Genomic DNA, 1,197 nt, shown 5'->3' with positions numbered 1-1,197 from the left:
ATAAAAACCGTCTGCCATGCCTGCCGTGAGGCGGATGCCTTTCATTCCGGGCAGACAGCGCTGGGCGTGTGCCTGCCCTCGAAAAAGGGCAAGCGACACGACAAAGAGGAAAAATGCAAGCTTTCTCATGTCATTTCACTTCAAGTTCGCTGATTTCCCTTGCACGCACAAGGTCTTCGTTCTCGATGACGAACGACTGATGCCTGCCGCCGTTCTTCTCGCACAGCTCCACGACAAGTTGCTTACCGTCGGGGATGGTGAACTTCGACAGGGCAAAGACCGTCCGCTCATTCTTGCCGCCCGGCACGCAGGTAACATAGTTCTGCGCCCGCAGCGGAAGCACGACCTGCTCCTGCACGGCCGTGCGCTTGGCCACTTTCTTGTCCACGATTTTCCACGTGATGTAATCCACGTCGAAAGGAATGTGGCTTTGGTTCCTGATTTCGGTGTGGAAGTAAATCAATCCGCCGTGTGTGTAGATGCCTTTTAGCAGGTATTGCACCCCGAAACGCTTGCAGCCGATGTGCTTGACTGTTCGTCTGTCCTGCCTGTAAATGGACTTCATGATGAGCCGCACGAGCATCGGACTCTCGCTGCCCAGTTCGTTAAGGTACACCTCCTGCGCATTGTTCGGACGGTTCGCGCTCTCCCCGTCATGGATAACATCCGTCATCTCCACGTTGAGCAGCAGTGGCTCGTCGGCATAGCGCACGTTAAAAGTGTAGAAGCAGCCGTCCTCGGTGATGACGCTCATGTTCGTCTCCCCTGAAAGCCCTTGACGGTGGATTTTACGCGGATGACGTTCTCCGCTCCGTCCGCCTTACCGGCGATGAGGTTGGGCGAGCCGAGGTCTACGTAGCGCACTTCTGCGGGAAAGAGGATGTGCACCGTTTTCCCATAGGTCACTTCCAATCCGTGAGGCGGTATCATCCGCTCGAAGGTCAGCTGTCGCGTTAGTCCGTCATACGGTGCAGCGGCGGCAACGCTCACCGGTTTTACCTGTTTGATACCCTGTTGCTGTGCATTCGCACATGTTACGCCCATAAAGAGGGCGAGGACAAATAACATTTTCTTCATTTTACTGTTGGATTTAGTTGGTAATAAAAACATTGTCGATTAATCTTTCTTTTGAAAAAGCAGCACGCGGTAGCCCGCCTTGAGATGCACTTTTATGGCGCGCACCTTTTTGGCGAAGTA

At 53.8% G+C, this 1,197-nt stretch carries 2 pseudogenes; both read right to left on the bottom strand.

The window, feature by feature from the left end:
* Positions 1-129: pseudogene (locus tag BN93_RS19145) on the bottom strand (conjugal transfer protein TraO); the annotation flags it as partial.
* A 1-nt stretch (position 130) separates the two neighbouring features.
* Positions 131-1,077, bottom strand: a pseudogene (gene traN, locus BN93_RS10760) (conjugative transposon protein TraN).
* Between the last annotated feature and the right edge of the window lie 120 nt (positions 1,078-1,197).

It is taken from the genome of Prevotella conceptionensis 9403948 (genome assembly GCF_000312305.1).
GTDB lineage: Bacteria > Bacteroidota > Bacteroidia > Bacteroidales > Bacteroidaceae > Prevotella > Prevotella conceptionensis.
Note: the sequence above shows the minus strand (reverse complement) of the source record. Positions and strands in the feature narration are given on the sequence as shown.